Origin of the sequence: Duganella hordei (assembly GCF_040369125.1) — a bacterium.
GTDB lineage: Bacteria > Pseudomonadota > Gammaproteobacteria > Burkholderiales > Burkholderiaceae_D > Rugamonas > Rugamonas hordei.
In genome coordinates, this window is record NZ_BPWI01000003.1 from 316,628 (window position 1) to 337,825 (window position 21,198).

Here is a 21,198-nt window from a genome sequence, read left to right on the forward strand (position 1 = left end):
GGCCCGCGCACAGCCGGCGCATCCTCAAAGCATAAGTTGTCTATACAACTAAGTCAATCAGTTTTTTTAAGCGGACTCAGTGAACGAATAATTCTCGAGCTTGTCAAAAACATCATAAGCCCTTGCTATCTTGCCAGCATTCGCCGGCACACGCTCACCGGGAGCCTGAATATGGCGGCCTTGCCGATCAACATACAAAATCTGTTGCGCCACCGCACAGTCGAGAGTGAGCGCATTGAATACAAGTCCGGGTGGAATCCGGATGCTATCGTCCGCACCCTGTGTGCGTTCGCCAACGACTTTGAAAATCTCGGAGGCGGCTACATTGTCATCGGACAGGACTGCGATGCCGAGGGTCGGCCGGCGACTCCGCCTATTGGGGTGGCGGAAAATCAGATCGATAAGATTCAGCGGGAATTGTTGGCCGCCTGCCAGCAGATACATCCGCCCTACTTCCCTATTCTGAGCATCTGCGAGGTGGATAGCCGCAAGCTGATCGTGCTGCATGCCCCCGGTGGCATGAACCGTCCATACAAGGCGCCGTCGTCGGTCTCTTCCAGGCACAAAAGCTGGCACTACTACATCCGCCGCTACAGCAGCACAGTGGAGGCAAAAGGCGATGCCGAGCAGGAGCTACTAACCCTGACCGCCAACGTGCCATTCGATGACAGGGCGGCGCAGCAGGCACGGATAAGCGACTTGTCCAGGCCGTTAATGCTCGACTACCTTCGCGAAGTAGGCAGCGCGCTCGCAGACTACGCGGACAAGCTGTCAACGGAAGAACTGGCCCGCCAGATGAATATCCTTGATGGCTCGCCGGAGTGTCTTTGGCCGAAAAATGTAGGCCTCATGTTCTTTAGCGAAGCACCCGACAGGTTCTTTCCCTACAGCCAGATCGACGTGGTCTGGTTCCATGATGGCGTAGACGGCGATCATTGCCGGACCGGTCGATACGGCTTGAGGATTGGAGTGCCGGCCGCGCGGTCAGCCGGCGCTACCGGAATCGCCGGATCGGCGAATTCTTGAAGGAACTGGAGCTAACCGAAGGACGTTCGACAGGCGTTCCCAAGATACTGAAGGCGATGCGCGCCAACGGCTCGCCGCCGCCAGTGTTTGAAACCGACGATGAGCGCAGTTCCTGCCTGGTCCGCCTGCCGGTCCACGCGCTGGCAAAAGGCCCCGCCCCGGAAGTGACCCCGGAAGTCACCCCTGAAGTCACCCCTGAAGTTCGTCGTATGCTCAAGCTGCTCGTTGGCGAATGGCAACGCCAGCAACTCCAGCAAGCGCTTGGACTGAAGGATGATGAACATTTTCGCAAAACGTACCTACTGCCAGCGATCGAAGCCGGCCTCGTGCAGATGACTCTTCCCGATAAGCCTCGCAGCAGCAAACAGCGCTATCGCCTGACCTCGGACGGCCAGCAATGGCTGAAAATGAACGCGGGCAATTAATCCGGCCGCTTATCCCTCTTGTACACCCGCTTGCCGCCCATCCACGTCTGCAACACCTGCGTCTTGCCGATCTGCTCGGCCGGCACTTTGAACAGATCGCGGTCGATCAGAATGAAATCGGCCCATTTGCCCGGCTCCAGCGAGCCGATGACGTTTTCCTGGTGCGCCGCGTAGGCCGCGTCCAGGGTGAAGCAGCGGAACGCTTCGATCAGCGTCATCGCCTGGTTCTTGTACCAGCCGCCCACCGGCACGCCGGCATTGTTCTGGCGCGTGACGGCCGCATGCAGGCCCTCGAACGGATTCGGCGACTCCACCGGGAAGTCCGAACCGCAGGCGATGCGCGAACCCTGGTCGAGGAAGGTGCGCCATGCATAGGCGCCCTTGATGCGGTCGTGGCCCACGCGCTGCTCGGCCATGTTCTGGTCCGACGTGGCGTGCGTCGGCTGCATCGACGGGATGATGCCCAGCGCCCTGAAGCGGGGGATATCGTCCAGCGCCACCACCTGCGCATGCTCGATGCGGTGGCGCAGCTCGACGTTGTTATATTTCGGGATCAGCTGCGCGTAGGCGTCGAGGATCTGACGGTTGCCGGCGTCGCCGATGGCGTGCACGTTGACCTGGTAGCCGGCCTTCATGGCCTTGTTCATCTTGGCCAGCATCTCGGCGTTCGGATAGAACAGCAGGCCCCTGGTCGACGGCATGTCGGAGTACGGCGCCAGCAGCGCCGCGCCGCGGCTGCCCAGCGCGCCGTCCGAATACAGCTTGACCGCCGCCAGCGCGTAGACGTCGTTGGCGTAGGATTTCAGCGGTCCCTCCTTCGACAGCTCGTCGAAATCGGCCGTGGTGTCGCCGATCATCGCGTAGACGCGGGTGGTCAGCTTGCCGTGGTCGGCGTAGTCGCGGTACAGGTCGTCCTGCACCACCTTGATGCCGGCATCGTGCACGCTGGTCAGGCCGACCTTGGACAAGGCCGCCAGCGCGTTGTCCAGCATGCCCCGCGCGTCGGACGGCGTCGGCAGCGGCACCACTTTGTGCACCAGGTCCATCGCGGCGTCGACCAGCACCCCGGTCGGCTTGCCGGAGGCATCGCGTTCGATCTTGCCGCCTTTTGGATCCGGCGTGTCGCGCGAGACGCCGGCCATTTCCAGTGCCTTGGTGTTGACCCAGATCGCGTGGCCGTCCACCCGGTGCAGCAACACCGGACGGTCCGCCACCACCGTATCCAGCTCGGCGGCGGTCGGGAAGCGGCCCAGCTTCCAGATCTCCTGGTTCCAGCCGAAGCCGATCACCCAGGCGTTCTTCGGATGCGACTTGCTGAAGTCGGCCACCGCCTTGAGCGCGCCGTTCAGCGTCGAAGGGCTGAACAGCTCCACGCTGGAAGCGATCTCGCCCAGCTCGAACACATGGCCGTGGGCGTCGATCAACCCTGGCAGCAGGGTTTTGCCTTGCACGTCGATATGCTGCGCCTTCGGCAGACGGGCCGCCGTTTCCGCTTCGCTGCCGACGGCGACGATGCGCCCCAGGTCGTCGAACGCCAGCGACGTAAAGCGCTGCAGCGCGCCGCCCGCGTTCAGCGTGTAGCCGTTGGCGTGGTCGATGATGGTGTCGGCTTGCGCCGGCAGGGCAGCGGATAACGCCAGGCTGACAGCCGCGGCCAGCGGGGACAGGGAAATAAAGGGGGCGCGCATCAATTCTCTCCATTCGAAAGCAAGAACAGAGTGTAGCGCACAACCCGCCAAACACAGCGTCTAGAAAATGCCCTGCAACGATATTGACAACAATCGCGAGTCGCCGAAGAACGGGTAGGCGTAATGCGACTTGTCCTTGCTCACGTCGTACTGCAGCTTGAGCGCCGTGTTCTTGCGGAAATCCCAGCGCAGCGACAGGTACTGCGTGTTGCGCGCCTCGATCGGCTCGTTGATGGTGGTGTAGCGCGAGAAGGTGTACATCGGCGTCCACGCGTCGTACTGGTAGCCGACGCCGACCAGCGCGTATTTGTAGACGTTGTTGAGGCCCTTGCCGGCATCGACCTGCTCGTAGCGGTCCACCTCCGACTTCACCAGCCAGTTCTTGTAGTCCATATTGAGCGAGAGGCCGCCGATACGCGTGCTTTGACCATCGACGAAATACACCCGCCCCGCCGGGCCGTCCTGCCAGGTCGTGTCCTTGTAGTGCATCAGCATGGCCCGCACGTCGAACACGCCGTTGTTGGCCGACACGTAGCCGCCCACCATGCTCTTCCACGATTCATGGGTCGGCGTGGCGTAGTAGATCTGCGTGTCGTAAGTGTCGTTGTGCTGGGTATAGCCGCCGCCCCACATGTGGAAGGTGGCCGCCCAGTCGGACTGCCCCAGCTGGGTGCGGTAGCTGACATTGGCTCCCTGATAGGCGTAGATCGGCCAACCATAGACGTCCGGTGCCGGACGCACCCAGGGGTAGGCGTAGCCGATGTACAGGTAATCGCTGTAGTAGTAGAGCGGGATGCGGAACTGGCCGGCCTGCAGCGTCCAGGCCGAGTCGGCCGACGGCTGCCAGGTGAGGTAGGCCCAGTCCAGCGTCGGCCGCAGGCCGCGATTGGGGTTGTGCGAGCGCACCAGCACCTGCGCCGTGGCCGACAGCGTGGGCGAGAATTCCTTTTTCAGCTGGAAGCCGACCAGCGACTCCTGGTTGAGCTGCCATCCTTCGCTGCGCTCGTAGACGGCCGCGTATTCCCAGTTCTGTACCGTGCAGGGACATTTCCACTGCATGTAGTCCCAAGGCACATCGCTGCCTTGCGTCTTGCCGCTCAGCACGCGCGCAGCGGTCAGGTTATAGAAGCCGGTCAGCTTGAACGTGCCGTCATCGCCCAGATCGGTGGCGCCGGCCGCGCCGGCCAACATCGCCACTGCCATCGGTATCAGTATTTTTTTCATCGAGCAGACTCCAGTAAAGAGCAGAACGAGCAGGTTCACGGAACGATCGCAACGACCTTGACCGTGTCGTCAACCGCCGATTTTTCGATGTAGCCGATGGCGTTGACGTTATCGGCCACCGCCTTCTTCACTTCGGCGCTGCTCTTGTATTCCTTGGGAGGCTTGCCCTTGGCGGCAAACACGATCTTGGACCAGATAGCCTCCACCTGGGCCGGCGACTTCTCCAGCACTTTCTTGCAGAATTCGGCGCGCAGCGGAGAATTTTCAGCCTGCTCAACCGGCGTAAACAACACCGAGCCGCCGAGGAAAAACTGCGCCGCCTGGGAGGGGAATATACGAGTGGCCGGGTTTTGCTGGTTGACGATAATGACCAGTTCGGCTCGCGCCGGCAAGGCCCCGGCCACCAGCAAGCCGACGCCCGCCAGCAGCAACGCCATGCGCCGCTGGATGAGTTGCGCGTGCATTTCCATTATTACTCCTGTCGCCAGAACCGAAGGAAACTGCTTCAATGCAATTTAATTCTAGTCCCGACAGGCCGCCCGTCGAAGTGTTTTTTCGGAAGAAATGGCTTTCCCGCCCCGCTATGTTTCTAATGCACAACGCCGTGATCTTGCATTCCCTGCGCGGCATCACGGTTACAATGCAGGCTTCGCAGCTTTTTAACCACACTCGTGTCCAGCCGCCTACTCTATTTCCGCCTGCTGATGCAGTTCCGCCCCTACGCGTGGATCGCGGTTGTCACCCTGTTCGCGGTCGGCCTGGCCGCCGCCACGGACGTGCTGCTGATACGCCAGCTGCAAAACGTGGTCGACGCGCTGGCCCCCTCGCACAGCCTGGGCGCCGTGCGCCCCGCCGGCGGCCTGCTGGCCGAGGTGCAGGAATGGCTGGGCCACCTGCTGCCGCGCGATCCGGCCAACGCGGCGCTGTGGTCGATCCCGGCGGTGATCTTCGGCCTGGCCGTGATGCGCATGTTTTCCAGCTTCGCCGGCGAATACGGCGCGGCGTGGCTGAGCAGCCGGGTGCAGGCCAATCTGCGCGAGCTGATGTTCGCCCGCATCATGCGCCTGCCGAACGGCTTTTTCGACCAGTCGTCGACCGGCACCACGCTGTCGCGCGTGGCGTTCGACGCGGCCCAGGTGGCGCAGGCCGGCCTGACGGTGGTCAACGTGGCGGTGCGCGATTCGGTCGCCACCGTCGGCTACCTGATCACGCTGTTCACCGTGGACTGGCAACTGGCGGTGTTCTGCCTCGGCCTGCTGCCGCTGGTGGCGGCCATCGTCACCTTCGCCGGCCGCCGCATGCGGCACCTGAGCAAGAGCGCGCAAGCGGCCATGGGCGACCTGACCAATGTACTGGACGAGAGCATCAGCGGCCAGCGCGTGGTGAAGATTTTCGGCGGCCAGAAATATGAACAGAACCGCTTCGACCAGGTGGTCAAGCTCAATCGCCAACTGGCGGTCAAGCACGCGGCGACGTCGGCGCTGAACTCCGGCATCATCATGCTGCTGATCGGGATCACGCTGTCGTCGGTGATTTACTTTGCGCTGCTGCGGGCGCAGGCCGGCGCGCTGTCGCCCGGCGCCTTCGTTGCCTTCATGTCGTCGCTGATGGCGATGCAGTCGCCGATCAAGAACTTGACCAAGATTAACGAGCCTATGCAAAAGGGCCTGGCCGCCGCCGAATCGGTGTTCGGCCTGATCGACACCGAGGCCGAAGCCGATACCGGCACCCGGACGGTGGAACGCGCCGAGGGCCACCTGGCGCTGGAACACGTCAGCTTCCACTACAAGGCCGATCCGGACGCCCGTCCCGCGCTTGACGACGTGTCGCTCGACATCGCCGCCGGCGAGACGGTGGCACTGGTCGGCAGCTCGGGCAGCGGCAAGACCACGCTGGCCGGCCTGCTGCCGCGCTTCTACGACGTCAGCGCCGGCAGCATCAAGCTCGATGGTGTCGACCTGCGCGAGTACGCCATGACGTCGCTGCGCCAGCAGATCGCGCTGGTGAGCCAGGACGTGGTGCTGTTCAACGATACGCTGGCGGCCAATATCGCCTACGGCGATCCGGACCCATCGCCGCAACGCATCGAGGCGGCGGCACGCGCCGCGCACGCGCACGAATTCATCGAACGCCAGTCCGAAGGCTACAACACGCCGGTGGGAGAAAACGGTTTGCGGTTGTCAGGCGGCCAGCGCCAGCGGCTGGCGATCGCCCGCGCGCTGTACAAGAACGCGCCTATCCTGATACTGGACGAGGCCACCAGCGCGCTGGACACGGAGTCCGAGCGGCTGGTGCAGGCGGCATTGGAAGTGCTGATGCAGGGCCGCACCACGGTGGTCATCGCCCATCGCCTGTCGACCATCGAGAACGCCGACCGCATCGTGGTGCTCGACGGCGGCCGCATCGCCGAAGTGGGCAGCCACGATGCGCTGCTGGCGCGCAACGGCATCTACGCCCGCCTGTATCAAACGCAGAAGAGCGTTCAGGCGGTATAACCGCCGTCGACGGTGAAGCTGGCGCCGGTGACGAAACCGGCTTCATCGCCGACCAGCCAGGACACCATGCCCGCCACGTCGTCCGGCTGGCCGACGCGCCCCTGGGGAATCATCGCGAGTATGCGGTCCTTGTAGGGCGAGTCGGCCGGATTCATGTTCGTCTCTATCGGTCCAGGCTGGACGTTGTTGACGGCGATGCCGCGCGGCGCCAGGTCTATCGCCATGCCGCGCACCAGCGTCGCCACGGCCGCCTTGGTCATCGAATACACCCCGGAGCCCGGAAAACCGACCCGCATGCCGGCCACGCTGCCTATCGTGACGATGCGCCCGCCCTTCTTCATGTGCGCGGCGGCCGCCTGCACGGCGACGAACACGGCGCGCACATTCACGTTCACCATGCGGTCGAACGCTTCCAGCGCGTAGGTCTCCACCGATTCCAGATGCAGGATGCCGGCGCTGTTGACCAGGATATCCAGCGCGCCGAAGTGGGCGACGGTCTGCTCGACCGCGGCTTGCAGCTCGGCGGCATCGGCGCTGTCGGCCTTGATGGCGAGCGCCCTGCCGCCGGCGGCGTTGACGGTGTCGGCCAGGTCGCTGGCCTGCGCCGCCGATGAGACGTAGGTGAAAGCGACGGCCGCGCCGTCCCGCGCCAGGCGTTTGACGGTGGCCGCGCCGATGCCGCGCGCGCCGCCGGTGATCAGTGCGACCTTGTTGTTCAGTGAGGTAGTCATAAAAGTCCGTTCGATGTAGGTTAATGGATCGATCAGTCAAGATCAAGCCTCATCGTAGATTTTCTGGACAGCTCAGTCAAGTAAACGTTTCGTGAGAAATTCAGGCGGCCCGCAGGGCCTGGATGGCAAAATTGGCAATGGCGCGCAGCGTGGCCGTGTCGCAGCCGGCCTTGGCGCTGACCTTCATTCCGGCCAGGGTGGCGGCGATGAAGGAAACGGCATGGCCGATGTCCGTGCCGCCGGCCATTTCGCCGGCGGCGACGGCGTCGCGCAGCACTTTCTCGACCGCGCCGTTGATGCGCGCGCTGCTCGCGCCACGCAGCGCATTGATCTTGTCGTCGCCGGTGCCGAATTCGCAGATGGCGTTGATGCCCATGCAGCCCTTGGCGTTATCGCGCTCGGGGCGCGAGGCGAAGGCCAGCAGCATGTTGGCGATGGAGTCCAGCGCGGTATCGCCCTGCAGGGCGCGCAGCAGTTCGGTGGTGCTGGCGTCGTTGTACTGGCGCAGCGCTTCCAGGTAGAGCGCGTGCTTGTCGCCGAAGGTGTCGTACATGCTCTGGCGGCCGATCTGCATCGCTACGAGCAGGTCGGCGGTGGACGCGGCGGCGTAGCCTTTTTGCCAAAACACTTCCAGCGCCTGCTTCAGGGCGGTGTCGCGGTCGAATTCTCTTTGCCTGGCCATGCGGTCCTCTTGCGGTATGAATATCCGCACATTATGGACCAATTGGTCTGGAAATGCATTCAGGTGGCGTCGTGGAAGATCAGACCCAGCGTGTGACGCGCGCCGGCGCGCAGCCGGCTCACGCCGTGCCGCATCGCCACCCGGTAGACGCCGCGCGCGCCCTGCGCCGGACGATGGTTGACCGGGAAGATCACCATGTCGCCGCGCTTCAGCGGCACCACCTCCACCCGCGACTGCATGCGCGGCCGCTGTTCGGTCAGCACGAACTCGCCGCCTTCGAAGTCCTTTCCCGGTTCGCTCAGCAGCACCGCCGCCTGCAGCGGGAACACGTGTTCGCCGTACAAATCCTGGTGCAGGCAGTTGTAGTCGCCGGGGCCGTATTGCAGCATCAGCGGCGTCGGGCGCTGCTGGCCGGCGGCGTGGCAGCGGGCCAGGAAGTCGGCGTGGTCCGGCGGGAAGCGCGCCTCCATGCCCATCACCTCATGCCAGTGATTGGCGATGGCGGCCAGCGGCCCATACAGGGACTGGCGCAGCGCCGAGATCATCGCCGGCAGCGGGTAGCGGAAGTACTGGTACTCGCCGCTGCCGAAACCGTGCTGCGCCATCACCACCCGGCTGCGGTACAGCTGCGGCTGGGCGTATTGCGCGGCCATGGCGACGCATTCCTCGCCGGTCAGCATGCCGGGGACGATGGCGTAGCCGTGCGCATTCAGTTCGTCGGCGATGGCTTGCCAGTCCAGCCCCGCCACGTGCACGCCGATGCCCGCCGCCGCGGCCACCAGCTTGCGCGCGTTGGCCTGCGCCAGCGCGGCGGCGGCCGGATCCGAGGCAACGTCGGCGGCCGGATCGGCGGCGGGCGCAAGCTGCGCGGCGGGCGCCACGCTCACCGGCGGCGTCTTGCGCGGCTTGCGCTCCGGCGCGCCGCCGCTGAAATCGAACTCGCCGTTTTTCACTTGCCCGCCTCCCGGTCCAGCAGCGCGGCCTTGCGGTCCACGCCCCAGCGGTAGCCGGAGATCGATCCATCGTTGCGCACCACGCGGTGGCAGGGTATCGCCACCGCCAGCGCGTTGGCCGCGCACGCCCCCGCCACCGCCCGCGCCCCCTTCGGCGAGCCGACCAGTTGCGCCAGCTCGGCATAGCTCACCGTGCGGCCGGCCGGGATCCCGCGCAGCACCTGCCACACGCGCTGCTGGAACGCCGTGCCGCGCACATCGAGCGGCAGGTCCAGCCCGATCTCCGGCCGCTCGACCATGCCGACCACGCGCGACACCACCTGTTCATATTCCGGTTCCGCGCCGATCAGCTCCGCCTTGGGGAAACGGTCCTGCAGGTCGCGCACCAGCACATCCGGATCGTCGTCGATCAGGATCGCGCAGATGCCCTGTTCCGTGCTGGCCACCAGGATCGCGCCCAGCGAACAGGCGCCGATGGCGAAGCGGATCTGCGCGCCGCGTCCGCCGGAGCGGAAGGCGGTCGGCGTCATGCCCAGCACCGCCGGCGACTGCGCATAAAACCGTCCGCTCGAGTTGAAGCCGGCCGCGTAGATCGCATCCGTCACCGAGGCTTCCTGCGCCAGGCCTGCCTGCATGCGCCGCGCGCGCTGGGCGTTGGCATAGGCCTTCGGCGTAATCCCCGTCACCGCCTTGAACATCCGATGGAAGTGGAAGCGGCTGACGCCCACCGCCGCCGCCAGCGCGTCCAGGTCCGGCGCCTGCTCGGCTTCGTCGATCAGGCGGCAGGCCTGCGCCACGATGGCGGCCTGGCGCTCGGCCAGCGGCGGCTGGTCCGGCTTGCAGCGCAGGCACGGACGGAAGCCCGCCTGCTCGGCCGCCTCGCGGCTGTCGTGGAAGTCCACGTTCTTGCGCAGGGCCGGCCGCGCCCCGCACGACGGCCGGCAGTACACGCCGGTGCTGCGCACCGAATACCAGAACACCTCGTCGGCGCCGCCGTCGCGTTGCCGCACGGCGGCCCAGCGCTGTTCGTCGCCTTGGTAGGCGGCTTGCGGAATGACTTTATTTGCTGTCTTGCCCATCTCAGACTCCATGATTGGATAAGGAATGCATCCATCTTATCCAGCGGCCGGCGGCGACACACTCCGGCTCTTGCTTTCGAATTGTACGTCGCGCCGGAAAAATTGACGCAAAGATGTTCAACGAGCAACCATGCGATGCTAGAATAGCCCTCTGCCGCCAGTGGAGGCGTGCCTCGGAGAAGCCGGTTGAACGACGATCAGACCCTGCAAGACAGCACCCCAATTTTCCAGCGCATCAAGGACTATCTGGTTGCCCAGATCGCCGCCGGTACCTGGAAGGAAGGCGACGTGATCCCGTCCGAGCAGGCGCTGGTCAAGCAATTCGGCGTTTCCCGCATGACGGTCAACCGCGCCGTGCGCGAACTGACCGCCGACCAGATCCTCACCCGCCGCCAGGGTTCCGGCACCTACGTCGCCCAGCAAAAATACCAAGCCACGCTGCTGGAGATCAAATCCATCGCCGACGAGATCCGCGCGCGCGGCCACGCCCACCGCAGCAGCCTGCAGCAGCTGGAGCGGGTCAAGGCCAGCGACCTGCTGGCCAAGCAGTTCGACCTGCCGGCCGGCCACCCCCTGTTCCACTCGGTGATCGTCCACTTTGAAAACGGCGTGCCGATCCAGGTCGAGGACCGCTGGGCCAATCCGCTGTGCGCGCCCGACTACATGGAGCAGGACTTCGCCACCATCACGCCCAACGAATACCTGATGAAGGCGGCGCCGCTGCAGGGCGCCACCTACAGCATCGAGGCGCTGGCGGCCCCGCGCGACATCGCCGAGATGCTGGCCATCGATACCAAACAAGCCTGCCTGGTGCTGAAGCGCCAGACCCGCTCCGGCGGCCAGGTCGCCTCGATCGCCACCATGTGGCATCCGGGCCACCGCTACCAGTTCGCCGGCAGCTTCGCCCAGTAGCAGCCGTGGCTACCAGTCCGCAAGCCGCACCTCGTGTGGCGGCGTCCGCGCAGTGCAATTCGTTTCTTGCAACTTTCTCGACTAAAGCCAAAATTTCGATGCTATAGTTGCCCGGATACAGTACAGAAAGGGATGCTCTTGTTGCACTGCCGCCCCAGGTTGAGCCGTGCCGGTAGCTGGCGTCGCCTGCAGCGCAGGTTGCTGGCGTGCGCGCTCGTTCTGGCCGGCGCCGCCCACGGCGCGCTGGCGGCGGAAAAAGTCAGCATCCAGCTCAAGTGGCTGCACCAGTTCCAGTTCGCCGGCTACTACGCCGCGCAGGACCAGGGCTATTACCGCGATGCCGGCCTCGACGTCACCTTGCTGGAAGCGCGCCCCGGCGCCGATCCGCTGCAGACGGTGCTGGATGGCCGCGCCCAATACGGCGTCGGCAACACCTCACTGCTGATGGCGCGCGCGCAGGGACTGCCGGTGGTGGCGCTGGCCTCGATTTTCCAGCATTCGGCCTCCGCGCTGCTGGTGCGCCACGGAGCGGACGGCAAGCCGCGGCCGTGGGCCGGCAGCCGCATCATGCTGGCGCCGAACAACGAAGAACTGACCGTCTTCCTGAAAAAGCAGGGCGTGCGGCTCGACAGCATGGTGCAGCTGGCGCACAGCTTCAACGTCGACGACCTGCTCGAAGGCCGGGTCGACGCCATGTCGATCTACATCAGCGAGGCGCCGTACGTGCTCAATCGCAGCAGCGTCCAGTACGAGATCGCGTCGCCGCGCTCGAAAGGCGACGACTTCTACGGCGACACGCTGTACACCACCGAGAGCGAGCTGCGCGAACATCCGCTGCGGGCCCAGGCGCTGCGCGACGCCACGCTGCGCGGCTGGAACTACGCGATGGCGCACCAGGGCGAAATCGCCGACCTGATACGCGCCCGCTATCCCGAACGCCACAGCCGCGAACACCTGATGTTCGAAGCACAGCACATCGCCCCCCTGCTGGAGCAGGGCTTGATCGAGCTGGGCTACAGCAACCCCGAGCGCTGGCGCGCCATCGCCCGCGCCTACACCGAGCAGGGCATGCTGCCGGCCGATTTCAAACTGGACGGCTTCCTGTACCAGCCGCCGGCCGGCAATCCGCTGCTGCGCTACAGCGGCGCGCTGCTGGGCGCCCTGCTGCTGCTGGTCACGCTGGGCGGCTTCTGGCGGCTGCGCCTCCAGGCCGGCGCGCTGCGCGGCGCGCGGGCAGAACTGGGCAGCGCCGAGCGGCTGGCCAGCTTCGCGCTGGAAGGCTCCGGCGAAGGCCTGTGGGAATGGCAGCTCGATACCGGCACGCTGAAACTGTCGCGCCGCTATTGCGAACTGCTGGGCTACACGCCCGGCGAATTCGCGCCGACGCTGGCCGAATGGATGGCCTACGTGCACCCGGACGACCAGGCGCAGGTCGAGCGCGGCATCCAGTTCCAGCTGTCCGGCGGCGCCGAAGCGGGCACCCCGATCCGCAGCGAGCACCGCATGCGCACCGGCGACGGCGGCTGGAAATGGGTGCTGGCGCGCGGCATGGTGATGGAGCGCGACGCCGCCGGCAAGCCGTTGCGCGCGATCGGCACGCTGGCCGACATCAGCGAGCGCGCCGCCGACGAGGAGGCGCGCATGTGCGCCATCGTCGACGCCACGCCGGGCGCGATGCTGATCGCCGAAAAGAACGGCCGCGTGCGCCACGCCAACCCGGCCTGCGCGCGCAGCTTCGGCTATCACGGCAGCATGACCGGCCGCTCGATCGAGCAGCTGGCGCCGGAGGCCATGCGCAGCAACGGCCGCACGCGCGAGCTGTTCTCGCGCCCCAACCTGCCGGGCCGCGTGCTGAGCGCGATGCGCGCCGACGGCAGCAGCTTCCCGGCCATGGTCCACATCTCGCCGGTGCTGCTGGCCGGGCAGGAGCTGGTGCTGCTGTCGCTGCGCGACATGACCCAGCGCCAGCGCGCCGAGGAGGCGCTGCACGCCAGCTCGGAACGCTACCGCCTGATCGTGCAGACCGCCGCCGAGGGCATCTGGATGACCGGCGCCGACGACCGCACCAGCTTCGTCAACCCGACCATGGCGCGCATGCTCGACTACGACGTCGAGCAGATGATGGGCCGCGCCATGACCGACTTCATGGACGACGACGGCCGCGCGCTGCTCAAGCAGCACCTGCAGCGCCGGCTGGCCGGCGAAGCCTGCCAGGGCGACGTCTGCTTCCTGCGGCGCGACGGCAGCAGCGTCTGGTGCCTGCTGTCGACCACCGTCATCAACTCCGACGCCGGCCACTACTCCGGCACGCTGGCCATGCTGACCGACATCACGGCGCGGCGCCGGGCCGACAGCGCGCTGCGCAGCTCCAGCCAGCGCCTGGCCTCGATCTTCAACGCCGTCACCAACGGCCTGGTGATGGTCGACGGCGACGGCGCCATCCTCGAAAGCAATGCCGCCGCCGCCGGCATGCTGGCGCATTCGCTGCCGATCGCCGGCGACCGCCTGTGGCTCGGCATGCGCGAGGACGGCAGCCAGTTCGACGCCGCCAGCCATCCGGTGCGGCTGGCCATCGTCACCGGCGTGTCGGTGCGCGACGTGGTCATGGGACTGGCGCGGCCGGACGGCGGCGTGTGCTGGATGTCGGTCAACGCCGAGCCCATCCTCGACGAGGGCGGCAGCGTGCACCTGGTGGTGGCCAGCCTGACCGACATCACCGACCGCAAGCGCGGCGAGGACCAGCTGCGCGAGCTGAACGAGCACCTGGAGGAGCGCGTGGCGATGCGCACCGAGGAGCTGAACCAGGCGCGCATGCTGGCCGAGGAAGCCAGCCAGACCAAGGGCCAGTTCCTGGCCAACATGAGCCACGAGATCCGCACGCCGATGAACGGCGTGATCGGCATGGCCTATCTGGCGCTGAAGACCGACCTCGATGCGCGCCAGCGCGACTACCTGGAAAAGATACGCTTCGCCGGCGAGCACCTGCTGGGCATCATCGACGACATCCTCGACATCTCCAAGATCGAGGCGGGCAAGCTGGAGATCGAGCAGGTCGACTTCGCGCTCGACCACGTGATCCAGACGCTGACCACGGTGGTCGCGCCCAAGGCCGCCAGCCGCGAGCTGGAACTGGTGTTCGACCTCGACCCCACGCTGCCGCGCGTGCTGCGCGGCGACCCGCTGCGGCTGGGCCAGGTGCTGATCAACTACGCCAACAACGCCATCAAGTTCAGCGAGAAGGGCCGCATCGAGGTGCGCGTGCGCCAGGTGGTCGGCGACGCCAACGGCTGCCTGCTGCGCTTCGAGGTCAGCGACTGCGGCATCGGCCTGTCCGAGACCGAGATCGAGAAGCTGTTCCAGTCGTTCCAGCAGGCCGACACCTCGACCACCCGCGAATACGGCGGCACCGGCCTGGGCCTGGCCATCTGCAAGCAGCTGGCGCAGCTGATGGGCGGCGACGTCGGCGTGCGCAGCCGGCCGGGCCACGGCAGCACCTTCTGGTTCACCGCCCGCCTGGGCATTTCCAGCGCGACGGTGCCGGCACTGATCGACCGCGTCAAGGACGCCGCCGCCGAGCTGCTGGCCACCTCGCGCAGCGCCGCCGTCATGTCGGCGCTGAAGGACGCGCGCATCCTGCTGGTCGAGGACAACACCTTCAACCAGCAGATCGCGCTGGAGATGCTGGAGGAGGTCGGCTCGTCGGTGTGCCTGGCCAACAACGGCATGGAGGCGCTGGAGCTGCTGCGCCAGACCGCCTTCGACTGCGTGCTGATGGACGTGCAGATGCCGCTGATGGACGGGCTGGAGGCGACCCGCCGCATCCGCGCCGACCCCAGCCTGGCCGACATGCGGGTGCTGGCGATGACCGCCACCGCCACCAACGAAGACCGGGTGCGCTGCATCGAGGCCGGCATGGACGACTTCATCTCCAAGCCTATCCAGCCCGCGCTGATGTACCAGACCATCGCCAACTGGCTGCCGGAACGCCGCGCCGGCGCGCTCGAAGCGGCGCCGCCGGCGTCGCGCACGGCGTTCAAGACCACCATGGGCGGCGACCCGGCGGTGATCGATTTATCGATACTGGCCAAGCTGCTGGGCTATCATCCGCACAAGGTGCGCAAGTTCGCGTTCAAATTCCTGCACAATACCCAGGACGGGCTGACCCAGATCGAACGCGCGCTGGCGCGCGGCGACCTGGCGGTGGCGCGCGAAGTGGGCCACCGGCTCAAGTCGCCGGCGCGCACGGTCGGCGCGCTGGGGCTGGGCGACCTGCTGCTGGAGCTGGAGCAGCTGCCCGCCGACGGCGGCCAGGAGGAGTTGCTGCGGCGCGCGCGGGCCTTGCTGGCGCAGCTGTGGCCGCTGCTGGACAGGATCACCGAACAAATCATGACCAACACCACTTTTGCCGACGACAATTAACCAGAGAGGATGCATGCGGGTACTGCTGCTGGATGACGACGCGTTCATGCTCGAACTGCTGGCCGACATGATCGCCGGCCTCGGGCCGCACGAGGTGCTGTGCGAAACCGATGGCCGCCGCGCGCTGCTCGAGCTGCGCCTGCGTCCGCCCGACCTGCTGATCTGCGACCTGAGCATGCCGGTGATGGACGGCATCGACTTTCTGCGCCTTGCGGCGGCGCAGCAATATCGCGGCTGCGTGGTGCTGTTGTCGGGCGTGGACGGCGCCGTGCTGAAGACCGCCGCCCGGCTGGCCGAGGTGCAGGGACTGGCGATACTCGACGCCTGCGCCAAGCCGCTGAGCCTCGACGCGCTGGGCGCGCTGATGGACCGCGCCGCAACACGCTGCGCCCCGCCGCAGGCCGGTCCGGGTAAATAGTTTAGAGGGTTTGTACAATCTGCCGCACATTTTTTAAAAATGGGTTATTATTTCAGCCATCCCCGCCTGCCGACCTTGTTGCCATCCCTTCCAAGACATTGAATTCGTGCAATTGGCCACCATCTGCTGCCTGTAACCCGGCAACGTTGAAGGCGATTGCAGGCAAAATGGCATAATCCCCAGGCGTTATTATCTAACTGAGATTCAACTGACCTCGATAGAGGAAACTATGAGCGAAAATATCAAACACATCACCGATACTTCCTTTGACGCAGACGTGCTGAAGTCCGACCGCCCGGTGTTGGTCGACTTCTGGGCCGAATGGTGCGGTCCTTGCAAGAGCATCGCCCCGATCCTGGAAGAAGTGGCCAAGGAATACGACGGCAAGATCCTGATCGCCAAGATGGACGTCGATTCGAACCAAGCGGTACCTGCCAAGTTCGGCATCCGCGGCATCCCGACCCTGATCCTGTTCAAGAACGGTGTCGCCGCCGCTCAAAAGGTTGGCGCAATGGCAAAAGGCCAGCTGACCTCTTTCATCGACAGCAATATCTAAGTAAGATAGCGTGATGCAGTAAGATCATGCTGTACCCAAACGGTGCCGCGCCCGCGGCACCGTTTAAATATAATTAAACAGACAACACCACGCAGTTCCCTCCCCTACCTTTACTTTCCCGTCACGGGACACTCAATACATATGCATCTATCTGAATTAAAGGCCTTACACGTCTCGGCATTGCTGGAGATGGCCATCGGTCTTGATATCGACAACGCGGCCCGCCTGCGCAAGCAGGAACTGATGTTCGCGATCCTGAAAAAGCGCGCCAAATCGGGCGAGCAGATCTTCGGCGACGGCGCCCTCGAAGTGCTGCCGGACGGCTTCGGCTTCCTGCGCTCGCCGGACGCCAGCTACATGGCCTCCACCGACGATATCTACATTTCCCCTTCGCAGATCCGCCGCTTCAACCTGCACACCGGCGACTCGATCGAGGGCGAAGTGCGTACCCCCAAAGATGGCGAGCGCTACTTCGCGCTGGTCAAGGTCGACAAGGTCAACGGCGAATCGCCGGAAGCCTCGAAGCACCGCATATTGTTTGAGAACCTGACGCCGCTGCACCCGAACGAGCCGCTGCGCCTGGAACGTGACATCAACGGCACCGAGAACATCACCGGCCGCATCATCGACCTGATCGCGCCGATCGGCAAGGGCCAGCGCGGCCTGCTGGTGGCGTCGCCCAAGTCGGGCAAGTCGGTGATCCTGCAGCACATCGCGCATGCGATCACCGCCAACCATCCGGACTGCACGCTGATCGTGCTGCTGATCGACGAACGCCCTGAGGAAGTGACCGAGATGCAACGCTCGGTGCGCGGCGAAGTGGTCGCCTCAACCTTCGACGAACCGGCCACCCGCCACGTTCAGGTCGCCGAGATGGTGCTGGAAAAAGCCAAGCGCCTGGTCGAGATGAAGAAAGACGTGATCATCCTGCTGGACTCGATCACCCGCCTGGCACGCGCCTACAACACCGTGATCCCTGCCTCCGGCAAGGTGCTGACCGGCGGTGTCGACGCCAACGCGCTGCAGCGTCCGAAGCGTTTCTTCGGCGCCGCCCGCAACATCGAAGAAGGCGGTTCGCTGACCATCATCGCCACCGCGCTGATCGAAACCGGCTCGCGCATGGACGACGTGATCTACGAAGAATTCAAGGGTACCGGCAACATGGAGGTGCACCTGGAGCGCCGCCTGGCCGAGAAGCGCGTCTACCCGGCGATCAACCTGAACAAATCGGGCACCCGCCGCGAGGAACTGCTGATCAAGCCGGACCAGCTGCAGAAGATCTGGATCCTGCGCAAGCTGCTGTACTCGATGGACGAGATCGAGGCGATGGAGTTCATCCTCGACAAGATGAAGGCCACCAAGAATAACGGTGAGTTCTTCGACATGATGCGCCGCGGCGGTTAAAAACTGACCGCAGCTTCGTTGCAGCTTCTCGCCGTGCTATTCGCACTGTCTTCGTCGCTGCGTCCCGCTGCACTCAGTTTTTAACACTTCGGCAATCATGATGAACAGGCAACCTCGGTTGCCTGTTTCCGTTTACAGCTGTATAATCGCCGATCGCATCAACTTTAACTCTGGCAAGTGAGCGGCAATCGGGTCACGAAGCAACATCGACCGACGAAGTGCTGTTTGGCTACCAAACTAACCGAGGCTTCAAATGAAACCAGAAATCCATCCAGACTACCGCGAAGTGGTGTTCCACGACCTGTCGTGCGACTTCAAATTCGTCACCCGTTCGACCATCCAGACCCGCGAAAAAATCGAGCACAACGGTAAAGAATACCCGTTGGTCAAGATCGAGGTGTCGGCTGAATCGCACCCGTTCTACACCGGTAAGCACAAAATCGTCGATACCGCTGGCCGCGTTGAGAAATTCCGCCAGAAGTTCGGTACCGTCGGTTCGAAAACCGCCGTCGCAGCCGGCTAATTTCAGCCGCTTCGATGAAAAAAGCAGCCTCTGGCTGCTTTTTTTGTTTGTTATCCCGTTTTCCTTCATACTCCCGTTCTACTCTCACTTGCACACCGATCGATGAAGCCAGTCCGTCTTCCCGCCGCCGCTACATTGGCATTGCCGCGCTGGGCCCTGTTTGCCCTCGGCCTGCTGTACATCCTGCCTGGCCTGCTTGGCCGCGATCCGTGGAAGAACGACGATGCCGCCAGCTTCGGCATCATGTGGACGATGGCCCACGGCACCTGGCAGGACTGGCTGTGGCCCAACATCGCCGGCTATTCGTGGCCGGAGGAAGGCCCGCTGGCGTTCTGGCTGGGCGCCATCGGCATCAAGCTGTTCGGCTGGCTGCTGGGCGACGTGCTGGCCGCGCGCGTGGGCACCGTCGGCATCTTCCTGCTGGGCGTGCTGTCGCTGTGGTACGCCACCTTTAATCTGGGCCGGCGCCAGGACGCGCAACCGCTGCGCCTGGCCTTCGGCGGCCAACCGGAGCCGGACGACTTCGGCCGCACGCTGGCCGACGCCGCCGTACTGATCTACCTCGGCTGCCTGGGCCTGCTGCTGCACAGCCACGAGACCACGTCCGAGGCGCTGCAGGTGTCGCTGGTGGCGCTGCTGCTGTACCGCACCGTGCGCTATGTCGAAGGCCCGTCGCTGCGCAACGCCGCGCTGAGCGGCCTGGCGGTCGGCCTGCTGACCTTGACGCGGGGCTGGGTCACGCCGGTGATGCTGATGCTGTCCCTGTTCGCCTGCACCCGTTTGCTCAACCAGCCCGCCATCCGCGCCGTGCGCGACCTGGGCGCCACCATCGCCGTGGGCGGCGCCGTGGCCGCGCTGTGGCTGCTGCCGGCGCAGCTGCTGCAGCCCTACCACCACCTGCCGCTGAACGCCTGGCTGGCCTGGAACCTGGACCTGTTCGGCCTGCCGAGCCGGCTGTCGCTCAAATTCTTCTTCCGCGTCGGCGTCTGGTTCTTCTGGCCGGCCTGGCCGTTCGCCGGCTGGGCCGTATGGGCCTGGCGCCGCCAGCGCCTGGCGCTGCACATCGTCGTGCCGCTGGCCTTCGTCACCATGGGTGCGCTGCTGACCTTGTTCAACGACGCGCCCGAGCAGGGCCAGCTGCTGGTGCTGCTGCCGCCGCTGGCGATCATGGCCGCCTTCGGCCTGCTGACGATGAAGCGCGGCGCCATCAACGCCATCGACTGGTTCTCGGTGATGGCGCTGACCTTGTGCGCGGCCGTGATCTGGGTGTTCTGGATCGCCAAGCTGACCGGCTGGCCGGCGCAGGCCGCCAAGAACGCGCTCAAGCTGGTGCCGGGCTTCCACCCGGAACTGGGCTGGATCGCGCTGCTGGTGGCGCTGGCGGCCACCGCCGGCTGGTTCGCGCTGGTGCACTGGCGCATCTCGCGCCAGCCGGCCGTGCTGTGGCGCGCCGTGGTGCTGTCGTCCGGCGGCCTGATCCTGATCTGGATCCTGCTGATGACCTTGTTCCTGCCGGACGTCAACTATTCGAAGAGCTATGCCAGTGTGGCGCGCCAGATCGCCGAGAAGCTGCCGCCGGACGCCGGCTGCATCTCGACCAACGTCGGCCCGGCCCAGCGCGCCTCGTTCGCCTATTACGCGCACCTGCCGTTCGAAGGTGTCGAAGGCGGCCGCTGCAACCTGTTGCTGCTACAAGACAGCATCAAGCTGCGCGACGACCGCGAGATCCTGCCCGAGCATCGCGGCAAGCAGTGGGTGCTGCTGTGGGAAGGCCGCCGTCCGGCCGACCGCGAGGAACGCTTCCGCCTGTACCGCCGCGCTGATTAATCGTCCGCAGGCACGGCTGGGCGGCGGTGTTGCCGCTCAATTAGCATTGCTGCTATGCTTTTATTCAGAAAGCGGCCAGCCCATGCGTGTTACCACCCTGTCATTCGTCCTGTCATTCATCCTGTCGGCTGCCGGCCTCGGCGCCGCGCAGGCCGCGCCGCTGACCATCACCACCGAACACTCGCCGCCGGCCAGCATGCAGGGCCAGGGCGGCGTGACCGGCCGCGAGACCGACAAGATCCGCGAGATGATGGCGCGCACCCGCACCGACTACAAGATCGACCTGCTGCCGTGGAAGCGCGCCTACATGATGGCGCTGAACCAGCCGCAGACGTGCGTGTACTCGACCTCGCGCACGCCGGAGCGCGAGCGCCTGTTCAAATGGGTGGGTCCGACCGACGAGGCCGAATGGCAGTTCTGGGGCCGCATCGACCACGAGTTCCCGCTCAAGACGATGGAAGACGCGCGCAAGCTGCGCATCGGCACCTACAACGGCGACGCGCTGGGCGACTATCTGCGCGACCAGGGTTACACCGTCGACCCGGTCAGCAACAATATGGTCAATCCGGAAAAGCTGCTGCTCAACCGTATCGACCTGTGGGCCGTCGCCATGCGCACCGGCGTGGTGGGAAGCAATCAGTTCCTATGGTCGGACAAGCTGGCGCCGCTGCTGGTGTTCAACCGCGTCAAGGTCTACCTTGCCTGCAACCAGTCGGTGCCCGACGAACTGGTCGCCCGGCTCAACGCGGCGCTGGCCGACATGCGCCGCGACGGCACCTTCGCCCGGCTGGAACACAAATACGAACACTGGCCCCAGCAGTCCAAGCCGTAACGGC

18 protein-coding genes are annotated in these 21,198 nt (G+C 65.1%); 11 read left to right on the forward strand and 7 right to left on the reverse strand.

Translation table 11 applies throughout. From position 1 onward, the window contains the following. Positions 1 to 171: 171 nt before the first annotated feature. Both ABWW33_RS09550 and ABWW33_RS09555 read left to right on the forward strand, forming a co-directional pair. Positions 172 to 1,026 carry an AlbA family DNA-binding domain-containing protein gene (locus ABWW33_RS09550; RefSeq protein WP_353401087.1) on the forward strand — a complete coding sequence of 285 codons (855 nt, stop codon included), beginning with the start codon at positions 172 to 174 and terminating at the stop codon, positions 1,024 to 1,026. Then, positions 1,023 to 1,451: a Fic family protein gene (locus ABWW33_RS09555; protein WP_353401089.1), complete on the forward strand. Its 429-nt coding sequence runs from the start codon at positions 1,023 to 1,025 to the stop codon at positions 1,449 to 1,451. The genes ABWW33_RS09550 and ABWW33_RS09555 overlap by 4 nt, the downstream gene beginning before the upstream one ends. Here the strand turns inward: ABWW33_RS09555 and ABWW33_RS09560 are convergent. Genes ABWW33_RS09560 through ABWW33_RS09570 form a run of 3 tightly spaced genes read right to left on the reverse strand, consistent with a single transcriptional unit; the run spans position 1,448 to position 4,827 of the window. Next, complete coding sequence (locus tag ABWW33_RS09560; RefSeq protein WP_353401091.1) at positions 1,448 to 3,139, reverse strand: amidohydrolase; 1,692 nt, start codon at positions 3,137 to 3,139, stop codon at positions 1,448 to 1,450. The genes ABWW33_RS09555 and ABWW33_RS09560 overlap by 4 nt on opposite strands. Before the next feature lie 60 nt (positions 3,140 to 3,199). Further along, on the reverse strand, positions 3,200 to 4,363 hold the full coding sequence (locus tag ABWW33_RS09565) for a hypothetical protein (protein ID WP_353401093.1): 1,164 nt from the start codon (positions 4,361 to 4,363) through the stop codon (positions 3,200 to 3,202). Between the two features lie 35 nt (positions 4,364 to 4,398). Beyond that, positions 4,399 to 4,827: a type 2 periplasmic-binding domain-containing protein gene (locus ABWW33_RS09570; protein ID WP_444550987.1), complete on the reverse strand. Its 429-nt coding sequence runs from the start codon at positions 4,825 to 4,827 to the stop codon at positions 4,399 to 4,401. 207 nt (positions 4,828 to 5,034) lie between these two features. On the opposite strand from ABWW33_RS09570, the gene msbA reads away from it, so the two are divergent. Beyond that, on the forward strand, positions 5,035 to 6,858 hold the full coding sequence (msbA, locus tag ABWW33_RS09575; RefSeq protein ID WP_353401097.1) for a lipid A export permease/ATP-binding protein MsbA: 1,824 nt from the start codon (positions 5,035 to 5,037) through the stop codon (positions 6,856 to 6,858). On the opposite strand, the gene ABWW33_RS09580 is transcribed toward msbA, so the two are convergent. From ABWW33_RS09580 to ada, 4 genes are all read right to left on the reverse strand, one after another. Next, positions 6,846 to 7,589 carry a 3-oxoacyl-ACP reductase family protein gene (locus tag ABWW33_RS09580; protein ID WP_353401098.1) on the reverse strand — a complete coding sequence of 248 codons (744 nt, stop codon included), beginning with the start codon at positions 7,587 to 7,589 and terminating at the stop codon, positions 6,846 to 6,848. The two genes, msbA and ABWW33_RS09580, sit on opposite strands and share 13 nt — an antisense overlap. Before the next feature lie 100 nt (positions 7,590 to 7,689). After that, positions 7,690 to 8,271: a TetR/AcrR family transcriptional regulator gene (locus tag ABWW33_RS09585; protein WP_353401100.1), complete on the reverse strand. Its 582-nt coding sequence runs from the start codon at positions 8,269 to 8,271 to the stop codon at positions 7,690 to 7,692. A 59-nt stretch (positions 8,272 to 8,330) separates the two neighbouring features. Continuing rightward, positions 8,331 to 9,032 carry a 2OG-Fe(II) oxygenase gene (locus ABWW33_RS09590; protein WP_444550990.1) on the reverse strand — a complete coding sequence of 234 codons (702 nt, stop codon included), beginning with the start codon at positions 9,030 to 9,032 and terminating at the stop codon, positions 8,331 to 8,333. A gap of 188 nt (positions 9,033 to 9,220) precedes the next feature. Further along, a complete protein-coding gene (gene ada, locus ABWW33_RS09595) occupies positions 9,221 to 10,315 on the reverse strand; it encodes a bifunctional DNA-binding transcriptional regulator/O6-methylguanine-DNA methyltransferase Ada (protein WP_353401102.1) in 1,095 nt (364 codons plus the stop codon). 174 nt (positions 10,316 to 10,489) lie between these two features. On the opposite strand from ada, the gene hutC reads away from it, so the two are divergent. The 8 genes from hutC to ABWW33_RS09635 all read left to right on the forward strand — a co-directional run bounded on the left by hutC (position 10,490) and on the right by ABWW33_RS09635 (position 21,194). Continuing rightward, complete coding sequence (gene hutC, locus ABWW33_RS09600; RefSeq protein WP_353401104.1) at positions 10,490 to 11,215, forward strand: histidine utilization transcriptional repressor HutC; 726 nt, start codon at positions 10,490 to 10,492, stop codon at positions 11,213 to 11,215. Between the two features lie 132 nt (positions 11,216 to 11,347). Next, on the forward strand, positions 11,348 to 15,634 hold the full coding sequence (locus tag ABWW33_RS09605; RefSeq protein ID WP_353401106.1) for a PAS domain S-box protein: 4,287 nt from the start codon (positions 11,348 to 11,350) through the stop codon (positions 15,632 to 15,634). 13 nt (positions 15,635 to 15,647) lie between these two features. After that, the gene (locus ABWW33_RS09610) at positions 15,648 to 16,052 is read left to right on the forward strand and encodes a response regulator (RefSeq protein ID WP_176652349.1); all 405 of its coding nucleotides are present in this window, start codon (positions 15,648 to 15,650) and stop codon (positions 16,050 to 16,052) included. Positions 16,053 to 16,281: 229 nt separating this feature from the next. After that, the gene (trxA, locus tag ABWW33_RS09615) at positions 16,282 to 16,608 is read left to right on the forward strand and encodes a thioredoxin TrxA (RefSeq protein ID WP_176652348.1); all 327 of its coding nucleotides are present in this window, start codon (positions 16,282 to 16,284) and stop codon (positions 16,606 to 16,608) included. A gap of 141 nt (positions 16,609 to 16,749) precedes the next feature. Beyond that, complete coding sequence (rho, locus tag ABWW33_RS09620) at positions 16,750 to 18,012, forward strand: transcription termination factor Rho (RefSeq protein ID WP_116991848.1); 1,263 nt, start codon at positions 16,750 to 16,752, stop codon at positions 18,010 to 18,012. A gap of 253 nt (positions 18,013 to 18,265) precedes the next feature. Then, the gene (locus tag ABWW33_RS09625) at positions 18,266 to 18,535 is read left to right on the forward strand and encodes a type B 50S ribosomal protein L31 (RefSeq protein ID WP_176652347.1); all 270 of its coding nucleotides are present in this window, start codon (positions 18,266 to 18,268) and stop codon (positions 18,533 to 18,535) included. Between the two features lie 102 nt (positions 18,536 to 18,637). Continuing rightward, positions 18,638 to 20,362, forward strand: coding sequence for an ArnT family glycosyltransferase (locus ABWW33_RS09630; RefSeq protein WP_176652346.1), 1,725 nt, complete (start codon positions 18,638 to 18,640; stop codon positions 20,360 to 20,362). 82 nt (positions 20,363 to 20,444) lie between these two features. Further along, positions 20,445 to 21,194: a substrate-binding periplasmic protein gene (locus ABWW33_RS09635; protein WP_353401110.1), complete on the forward strand. Its 750-nt coding sequence runs from the start codon at positions 20,445 to 20,447 to the stop codon at positions 21,192 to 21,194. Positions 21,195 to 21,198 lie beyond the last annotated feature (4 nt).